The sequence below is a fragment of the Marinobacter pelagius genome (genome assembly GCF_003315345.1).
Lineage (GTDB): Bacteria > Pseudomonadota > Gammaproteobacteria > Pseudomonadales > Oleiphilaceae > Marinobacter > Marinobacter pelagius_A.
This window is the reverse complement of the sequence record NZ_QNRO01000018.1, coordinates 82443-92186: the sequence shown is the minus strand read 5'-3', so window position 1 is coordinate 92186 and position 9744 is coordinate 82443. Positions and strand designations below refer to the sequence as shown.

The window sequence follows — 9744 nt, the reverse complement described above, 5'->3', positions numbered from 1 at the left end:
AAACACACAAATAAAGGGAAAATAGTGTCTGAATCTTCGATTTTTTGCCGTTTAAACCCAAGATGGGCAAATATCAGCAGTTATTCAGACCTTCCCTAGCTTGCCGGTTTATTGACTAACACTTCCCCATATTCAGAGCGCAACTTGTTTTTTAATACTTTCCCAGTGGCATTGCGTGGCAATGCTTCCACAAAAATCACGCGATCCGGGGTCTGCCACTTGGCGACTTTTCCCTGATAATGAGCAAGAAGTTCCTCCTCCGTAATATTTGCGTCGGGTATTTTTACTGCCAACAGGATCGGTCGTTCATCCCATTTATCATGGGAGGCCGCCACCACAGCAGCTTCATTGATGGCAGAATGGCCCATTGCGATTCCCTCCAATTCGACTGTCGATATCCATTCCCCACCAGATTTAATAATATCTTTTGAGCGGTCACGTATTGTCATAAACCCATCATCATTGATCGAAGCAACATCACCTGTCTCGAACCAACCGTCTTCCTCAAGAGTCTGATTTGGCTCAAAACCAAAGTAGTCGGCTACCACCCAATGACCACGGATACGGAGATTTCCCTGAGCAACGCCATCTTCGGGCAGTTGATGGCCGTCTTCTCCCACAATTTTGAGCTGCACCCCGTAGGGAGGCCGTCCTTGGCTTTCACGGATTTTATTTCTTTCTCCTTCTAAAAGGGTATCGTGTTTCGCCAGCAGTGCATTGACGGTTCCGATCGGTGATGTTTCAGTCATTCCCCATGCATGGACAACATCTACGCCGTACTTACCACGAAACTCTGACATCATTGAGGGAGGGCAAGCGCTACCACCTATCACCGTCCGTTTGAGCGTCTTTGCCGAGGAGCCAAGCTCGTCCAAAGCCGAAAGAAGTCCCTGCCAAATCGTGGGCACACCCAGCGCAATCGTTACGCTTTCTGAATCGATAAGCTTGACCAAACTTTGTCCATCCAGGCCGGGACCAGGCAACACCAGTTTGGCTCCAACCATCGCCGTAATGTAGGGTACCCCCCACGCATTTACGTGAAACATAGGAACAACCGGCATCACCACGTCCCGTGCCGATAAATTCAGTGCGTCAGGTTGAGCAGCTACCAGCGCGTGCAGAACGGTGGAGCGGTGTGAATAGAGCACCCCTTTGGGATTTCCAGTGGTGCCCGATGTATAGCAGAGGCTTGAAGCCTGGTTTTCGGCGATTTCAGGCCAATTCGCGTTAGGCGTTCCTCGCTGGAGAAACTCTTCATAAAACAACAATCCTGGAAATTGCGCTGCAATTTCTTCGTCCGGTTCGGACATCAATACAAATTCCTCAACCGTCTCCAGTCGGTCACGGATATTTGAAACAATCGAAAGGAACGTTTTGTCAAAGAATATGGCTTTGTCTTGAGCATTGTTGATAACGTAAACGAGTTGTTCTGGAAACAGTCGCGGGTTAATGGTGTGACACACCATCCCGCCACCAGAGATGCCAAGATAACATTCCAGGTGCCCCACGTTATTCCAACAAATGGTCGCGCACCGATCCCCCTGGACATAGCCTGCCGTTCGAAGCGCCGACGCAAGTTGTCGCGACCGCCTCGAAACAGTTGCCCAGTCAGATCGACTGGGATTTCCATCCGTTCCTATCGACACAATCTCAGCGTCTCCATGGTAGCGAGCAGCATGGTCGATCAAAGAATTCACGGTGAGTTCTACGTTCATCATTTTGCCAAGCACGTTTATCTCCTCTCCATTTCTACTGCTCGTGGGACGGAATAGTTGGCGTCAGTAGTGTCCGCGGTGGGCGTGGGCGTCATAACCCGAGCCTGAACCGTGACATTTCCCAGGAGGATGTCGGCTGCATTTTCGGCAATCATCATGGTGGGTGCGTTGGTGTTACCGGCAACCAAACTGGGCATTATCGAAGCATCGACGACTCTAAGCCCTTCAATGCCTCTGACTTTCAACTCTGGATCAACGACTGACTCCGGATCCACGCCCATACGGCAGGTGCCAACGGGGTGGTAGATAGTCTCTGCATTTTCCCGGATGAAGTCCGCAATCTGATCGTCCGAGGACACAGAGTTTCCGGGCATGACTTCTCGCTTACTATGCAAAGCCATTGTCGGTGCCGCGAGTACTCGTCGCCCGAATTTAACGGCGGAAATCATTGTCTTGATGTCTTCGGGGTCACTCAGATAATTGGGCTGAATCAACGGATCGGCTAATGGATCAGGGCTTTTCAGTCCAATAAAACCCCGGCTTTTGGGCAGCAGATCGCAAATGTGTAAGGTGTAGCCATACCCGGTCATCACTTTTCGCCCATGATCCTTCAAAAAAGTTGGCAAAAAATGGAATTGCACATTCGGTCGTTCACACGAAGGGCTGGATTTAACAAAGCCTCCTGCCTCGGCTACATTACTGGTGAGAAACCCGCGTCGCGCAAAAATATAGGAAAAAAGTGCGCTCACTCCCCGAAGCAGGAAGCTGGGGGCAACACCAATAGGCAAACGTGAGTTCGCCGCGTGCATCAGCGTAATATCCAAATGATCGACCAGATTCTTGCCCACCTCAGGAAGGTGATGGACCAGAGGGATTCCGTGTTTCCGAAGCTCTTCGCGATCACCGATTCCGGAAAGCAAAAGTAGCTGTGGTGAATTAACCGCCCCGCCGGACAAAATGACTTCACCGCCATTATTGAGTCTGAGCTGGCGATATTCGCCCCCTTGGTTCAGTGTCACCCCAACCGCCCGCTGGCCATCCATTACCACCCGGGTTACCCGAGCGTCCGTTAGCACATCGAGGTTAGGCCGTTTCTCTGCGCCACGCAGAAACGCCTGCGCCGAACTCCAGCGCCGACCATTTTTTTGTGTCACCTGGTAGGGGCCCAGTCCCTCTTGCGTTTCGCCATTGAAATCCGTGTTCACCGGGACATCCACATGGGAAGCGGCGCGAACAAAATCCCGACTTAACGGATTGACCGATCTCAGATCGCTTACGCTGAGTTCACCGCCCTTGCCGTGGTAAGCATCCGGTCCGAAACGTTCGTTATCTTCCAGTCGGCGAAACAATGTTAATGCGCGGTCCCATCCCCAAAGGTCGGTTCCGGCAGCCTGACCCCAGTGTTCATAATCGGCTTTGTGGCCCCGGATGTAGACCATGGCGTTGATGGAGGAGGAGCCGCCAAGAGTTTTACCCCGGGGCCAGAACAGACGGCGCCCCTTGAGATGTTCCTGAGGCTCGGTTTCGAAGGCCCAGTTCACCTGCTTGCTATTGGCAAGAAGTGCAATACCCACAGGCATATGTATGAGCGGGCTCTTATCCTTTGGCCCTGCTTCAAGTAACGCTACTCGCTTCGAGGGATCGGCAGTCAGTCGGTTAGCCAATACACAGCCAGCCGACCCGGCGCCAACAATAATGTAATCGTACATAGTGACTCTCTTGTTATTGGATTATGCTCAGCCCAGAATACGAACAGCAGCATCTATGAGCCGCCGGACCCAGCGTGTATAGGGAGGAAAAAGCAGGTGGATGAGAGAATGCTTATCCTCCATCAGCGCCTTTTCATGGGAAAAAGCGCGGAAACCGTATTCACCGTGGGATGCCCCTATTCCAGAATTATTCACTCCGCCAAAAGGCAGGTCCGGATGCAGGAAGTGCACGACTGTAAGGTTAATCCCTGCAGCGCCGGAACTCGTTCGTTCGATAATATTTCTGGCAAAAGACTTGTTCTGGTCGAATACGTAAAGCGCCAGTGGCTTGGGGTTATCGTTGATTTTGTTGATAACTGAATCAATATCATCGAACTCAATAACCGGTAATATCGGGCCGAATAACTCCTCACGTGAGATATCCATGTCGCTGGACATATTTGCAATCAACGTCGGCGCAATGAAATTTTCTTCAGCATCTGTAATACCGCCTTCAAAGACGTTTGCGCCTTTGCTTTTGGCATCTTCTATCAGGCTTGACACGCGCTGGAAATGACGGGCATTTACAATCCGGCAATAGTCAGGCGTCGATTGCCGGGCTTCCGGCGTTTTCCCGTAGATGCGCCCGATTTGCTGTTTAAGTGCTTCATTGAATGGGGCTGCAATGCTTCTGTGTACAAAAACATGGTCCGGAGCGATGCAGGTCTGGCCATTATTGGCAAACTTCCCCCAGACAATGTATCGGGCAGCCTTCTTGATGTTGGCATCCGGGCCTACAATGGTCGGGGATTTTCCCCCCAGTTCCAGTGTCACCGAGGAAAGGTTCCTGGCCGCAGCCTCCATGACCAGCTTGCCGACCGCAGGGCTGCCAGTGAAGAATATGTGGTCGAAGGGCAGGGCCAACAGTTTCTGGGCTACAGCGGCATCGCCTTCAATCACCGAAACAAGATCGGGGGGGAAGGTTTCGGCGACAATGTTGGCAATCACCTTTGAGGTGTGGGGTGTCATTTCCGAGGGTTTGATGATAGCTCCGTTCCCCGCAGCCAACGCTGAGACGAGAGGTCCGAGCGCAAGATTGAGAGGATAATTCCATGGCGCGATAATTAAACACACACCCTTTGGCTCTGGCCGAACATAAGACCTCGTACCCCAAACACCAATGGATGCAGCCACTCGCTTCGGACGCATCCATTTACGCAAGTGTTTTTTAGTGTGTCGAATTTCCTGAAGCACCGGCAGGAGTTCAGTTAATTTGACTTCTGGAGCGGGTTTTCGAAAGTCCGCCGCGCAAGCCGCAATGATGTTTGATTCGTAGCGTTTAATTGAATCCCGCAGCTGGTCGAGCTGCGCTATTCGAGCCTCTAAGGTAAAACTTCCGCGACGCGCAAGTTGTGCCCGCTTTAGGGCCGCGAACGTTGAATCAATCGTATCGCTGGTTGACACATTGGGCAGCCCAACCTCCGCCAGACTAGCAATCTGCATTATAAAATCACCTCTTTCCGAACGAGACTGTTGTTATTTTAAATCGGATTATTAGTCTTCATAGAGGACATAGTCCTCTTTTGTGGCACCACAGTCCGGACAGCACCAATCGTCTGGAATATCTTCAAAACGAGTGCCGGCAGGGAAGCCTTCGGCTTCATCTCCGAGAGCTTCATCGTAGATATGGCCGCAAGTGATGCAGACCCACTTCCGATAGGTATCTTTTTGAGTCGAGTCTTTGGGCGATTTTGAAGAGGTAGGCTTCGGTTTCGCTTTGGGCTTTGTTTTATTTTTAGCTGAAGGAGTAGATGCGTCCGTTGCTTTCTGCGATGCTCCCTCGGTCTTAGCTTGGCTGGCAGTACGGACCGCTATATTGGTTGCGGACACCGAAAGTTCCGAGTTCGCTTCTTGAAGCGCAACGAAGTCAACCTTATCCCTGACGGCACAGTCTGGACAGGACCAGTCTTCAGGAATTTTTTCCCAGGTCGTTCCTGCAGGAAAGCCTTCGTGCGGATCACCAACCACTTCGTCGTATACATAACCACAATCCGGGCATTGATGTTTAGCCATTTAAAGCACCTTTCAAACGATATTATTGTCTTTGTTTTGGTAGCGCCCGACGCGCACCCTCTTTCAGGTGCACGTCAGAGGCTCTTTTTCTGCAACGTAAATAAAGTAAACGACGTATATAAGTTCTAATTAGCCGATCATTTAGACGCTGCGGTATCGACTGATTCAGAATCAGTCCCACCAAATTTACGCACATAGAATTCACGCTTGCCGGGTTGAATCTGAATCTTATCGAGATCTCCTTTAGCCCAATCCAGCACCCGGTGGTCCATTATCGACCGAAACCATGAGGGAAACATTGCGGCCAGGAACATTCCGGGATATCCCGATGGTAAGGAAGGCAGGTCTTTGAAGTCGCGAAGCGATTGATAGGACCTTGTAGGATGGGCGTGATGGTCGGAATGTCGTTGCAAATGAAACAGAATCAGGTTCGACATAATATGGTTTGAGTTCCATGAGTGGTGCGGTTGTTGACGCTCATAACGTCCATCCGACATCTTCTCGCGCAGCAATCCGTAATGCTCAATGTAGTTGGCGCTGGTCAGCTGCCACCAGCCAAAGGCCATTTGAATGGGCAAAAAGATCAGCATTAACGGGCCAAAAAACGCCAGCAATCCCGCATAAAGCACAGCGGTCAAAATCATAGGCTGAAGAACTTCGTTCTCCAGGCTCCAGACACTTTTTCCACAACGACTGAGGCGCTGTTCCTCTAAATCCCATGCCCGCTTGAAAGCACCGGGAATTTCACGCAGTGAGAATGAGTAAATGGACTCGCCCATGCGGGATGTCGCCGGGTCCATCGGCGTAGCCACATCACGGTGATGCCCCTTATTGTGCTCAATGAAGAAATGACCATATCCGACCACGGCGAGGACAAGCTTCGCCATCCAACGGTCAAACGTTTCTTTTTTATGGCCAAGTTCGTGGCCTGTGTTCAGAGCCAGGCCATTCACGATTCCCAGGGAAAGGGCCAATGCCAGAAACTCGAAAACACTCATTGGTTGCGTGGATACCCACCAGGCACTGACAATCAAGGCGGCATAGTGAATAGGAACCGTCAAGTAGGTCAGTACCCGATAGTAACGATCCTGTTCAAGCCGAGGCACAGCCGACTCGGGGGGGTTGGAAAAATCCTCTCCAAACATGGCATCAATCAAGGGAACTGCGCCATACCAAAGGATCAACACCAATCCGTACCAGATGCTCCATCCGGTCTGGGCGACCAGATAAAGGCCTATAAGAGGTGTTGCTGGCCACAGCACAGAAAGGATCCACAGGTGGCGCTTTCTGTCCACATAGTTTTCGGCACCAGGGTCCCTTTGAAGGGACTCTGTTAGTACATTTTCTGACATTGACATGAGGATCACCTTATTGTTATTAGATTCATCATCTTTTTACATATTGTATTGTTTTGCATCGCGCACAACGGGCCACTCAGATGAGCGGGCCGGTTGTACGCAGTTACAGGATTGGCTATAAGTTGGGGTCAAACAACTACCCGAACGGGTAGGTTTGGCGCCGGATAACGGTCGATATACGTCATGCCCTGGCGCGCTCGCGTTCCGGGCTGGCAAAGCGGGAGACTTGACTGTCATGACACACCATAGCCTGGAAGACTGGTGTCGAAGGATGTCCGGCCGGATGTGGGGTCGTCAGCGCTTCATCACTCAAGGCTGTACAGACCGCCAGCGCCTGGGTGCTTCTGCGACGCCTGAGGCAAAAGTCGTTCTGTACCGGGCTCCGCCGGGCTACGGAAAATCTGTACAGGTCGCCCTGGCAGCAAACCGTCGTGATCCGGAACACGAGAGCGCCGTCTATATCAATGGACGATCCTACCCGGACCCGCGCGAAGTCACTGACAGCCTGTTTGCGGCGTTGGTTTTATACCAGATTGAAGGACCTGAATCCCGGGAAGCGCTGAAAAGTGACACTGACACCATCGAAGCGCTTCGGGACGCCTTGTTCAATGCAAGAAAGACCATAAGAATTTGCCTTGACGGGCCCGGTGAAGGGGCGGATAACGGGGATCTGATTGAGGATCTGATCTGTGAAACACCGGACAATGTAAAATTTTTTATTGCGCCCGGCAGCGCCGGGGCATTGCCGCGTTTGTCGCTGATGACGGGTGTTGTGACCTATGGTGCTGATGAGCTTGCCTTTACAGAAGAGGACCTAAAGGAGCCGGAGAAGCTTGGTGAGGTAACGGGTATAGGTGGCTCCGAAGCAGGCAACATTATACAAGCCACGGGCGGATGGCCCGCACTCGTCAGACTGATGCGCCAAACCCCGAACCCGGACCTGCCTCCCGAATCCTGGCCGGAAACCCGCTCGTATTTCAGGGACAATCTCTTGTCCGTGCTACCCAGACATGCGCGAAGGTTTGTTTGCAACGCCGCGATGCTCGAGGAGGTCAGCGCGGAGTGCTATGACTATGTCTATAAAACGCAGCAGGCTGATCAGGAAATTTCGTTTGTTAACGAAAAATTTGCACTTTTAGCCCCCACCGTTTCCTCCGGCGAGCGCCTGGCCATGCACCCTGTGCTGAGAGGGTATTTGCGTAGTGTGTTTAATGCCACTCAACGGGAGCGTCGTTCGTATGTACTGAAACGCGTTGCGTTCTGGCATTGGCGCAGGGGAGAGTACCTCCATTCAATCAACGTCGCCCTGGAGGCTAGTGACCATCGGTGGGCGCGCGTGGTCAGTGACAGCATCATACTGGACGTGGCGCTCCGGCAAGGTGAAATTGAAGTGCTTCGCACGTGGTTTGAAAAGGTGCCGGTCCGCACGATAAAAAAAATCGCTTCCTTAGGCATAGGATATGCCTGGACCCTGTATTTCAGCCAGCAGGCGCGGCAGGCAGAGGAAATGCTGGCCAGTTCGGACCATCCGATTTCCAGGGGGCTGGGCAACCTTGATGAGGAAGGCTGGCGGGAACTGGTTAAGGCAATAGGTAAAGCCACACAGGATGAATTGTCGGAGAGCCAGACGCTCTGTGAAAAGTGGATTGATGCCTTTGGCGATCGCAATATGGTCGGTAAAGGCGCGGCCCTTACATGCCAGGCATTCATTGCCTCCAGCGATCGCCGCTTTGAAGAGTTAGAAGAACTATTGCACAGAGCGGCGGTGGCCAACCAGTCATCCAATCAACTCTACGCGTTTATCTGGCTTAAAACGGCGGAAATCCAGACAGAATTGTTCAAAGGCGACATGGTCCGGGCAATGTACCTGTTGCGTCAGGCGAATAAAACCGCAGAAAAGATTGGCGTACCAAAAAGCTTTTTAAACAAGATGCTTGGTGTTCTTGAGTTACAAATTCTGCTCGAACAGGATCATCACCAGGTTTCCCCGGAATCTGCACAGATATCCTTTGATTTCGCCTTGAATTATGGCGTTACCGACATTCTGTGTGGATGCACACAGGCATGCAGCCGTTTGCTGTACCACCAGGGGTTGCGGGACAGGGCCATGGCCCTGTTGGAGCAGGCTCGCCTGGCCGCCAGCGAGCGTGAGCTCCCGCGCCTCAATATCCTGACAAAAGTTCAGTTGGCTGAGTTCACCCTCCTGAACAACGAGGAATTGGAGCCACCCATACTCCCCGATGAATCCGAGCTGTCATTTCTGCCTAATCAAAACCGGGCCATTCAGGCGCGCATTGCTTTAGTGAAATCAATGTACAGGCTAAGGCTTGGGAAGCAGTTTGGTGTGGCCGGGAACTATGCCAGAGAGGCGCTTCAGGCTGCCAGCGCCATCTCCGATGCCAGAACCAGGGTCGCCGCCCAGTATTGCCAGGCCCTGGCAGCGTTTGCCCTGGGTTCCTCAAAACCGGCGAAGCGCCTGATTCTTGATGCCAACCTGCATGCGGAGCATCTGAATTGCCACTTTACACCGCTATGGATAAAAGAAGCGCTGCTTTCTCTGAGTCCCCTTGCCCGGAATCTCTTTGATGATCCGCCAGACACCGCTGAAGCGGCCACTACAAGGGACCCGGAAGTCCGGGCAGAAGACCTCAGCGCTCCACCAGTACCGGGACATACCGACTCCGTTATCACGGTCAGGCAGATTTCCATACTGAAGTGTATAAGCAGCGGAATGACCAACAAAGCGATCGCTGAGAGGCTTCTTGTGACTGAGGATGCTGTCAAATGGCATCTGAAAAGGATTTTCAGCGAACTTGAAGTAACCAGCCGGGTTCAGGCAGTCACTGAAGCGCGACTGCGCGGGCTTTTATAGTGAGTGAAAAGTAACCGGTGCTCTGCTGGTTGCAGAAC

General features: G+C 52.0%; 6 protein-coding genes. 1 reads left to right on the top strand and 5 read right to left on the bottom strand.

What is annotated here, in order from left to right; all coding sequences use genetic code 11:
* Nucleotides 1–95 precede the first annotated feature (95 nt).
* From DET50_RS14735 to DET50_RS14715, 5 genes are all read right to left on the bottom strand, one after another.
* A complete protein-coding gene (locus tag DET50_RS14735; RefSeq protein WP_036219380.1) occupies nt 96–1730 on the bottom strand; it encodes a long-chain-fatty-acid--CoA ligase in 1635 nt (544 codons plus the stop codon).
* A 2-nt stretch (nt 1731–1732) separates the two neighbouring features.
* Nucleotides 1733–3424 carry a GMC family oxidoreductase gene (locus DET50_RS14730; RefSeq protein ID WP_011784147.1) on the bottom strand — a complete coding sequence of 564 codons (1692 nt, stop codon included), beginning with the start codon at nt 3422–3424 and terminating at the stop codon, nt 1733–1735.
* Between the two features lie 27 nt (nt 3425–3451).
* A complete protein-coding gene (locus tag DET50_RS14725; RefSeq protein ID WP_011784148.1) occupies nt 3452–4906 on the bottom strand; it encodes an aldehyde dehydrogenase family protein in 1455 nt (484 codons plus the stop codon).
* A 51-nt stretch (nt 4907–4957) separates the two neighbouring features.
* A complete protein-coding gene (locus DET50_RS19795; RefSeq protein ID WP_011784149.1) occupies nt 4958–5476 on the bottom strand; it encodes a rubredoxin in 519 nt (172 codons plus the stop codon).
* 137 nt (nt 5477–5613) lie between these two features.
* Complete coding sequence (locus DET50_RS14715) at nt 5614–6834, bottom strand: alkane 1-monooxygenase (RefSeq protein WP_011784150.1); 1221 nt, start codon at nt 6832–6834, stop codon at nt 5614–5616.
* A 235-nt stretch (nt 6835–7069) separates the two neighbouring features.
* Here DET50_RS14715 and DET50_RS14710 point away from each other — a divergent pair, with 235 nt between their 5' ends.
* On the top strand, nt 7070–9706 hold the full coding sequence (locus tag DET50_RS14710; RefSeq protein ID WP_011784151.1) for a response regulator transcription factor: 2637 nt from the start codon (nt 7070–7072) through the stop codon (nt 9704–9706).
* The last annotated feature ends 38 nt before the right edge of the window (nt 9707–9744 follow it).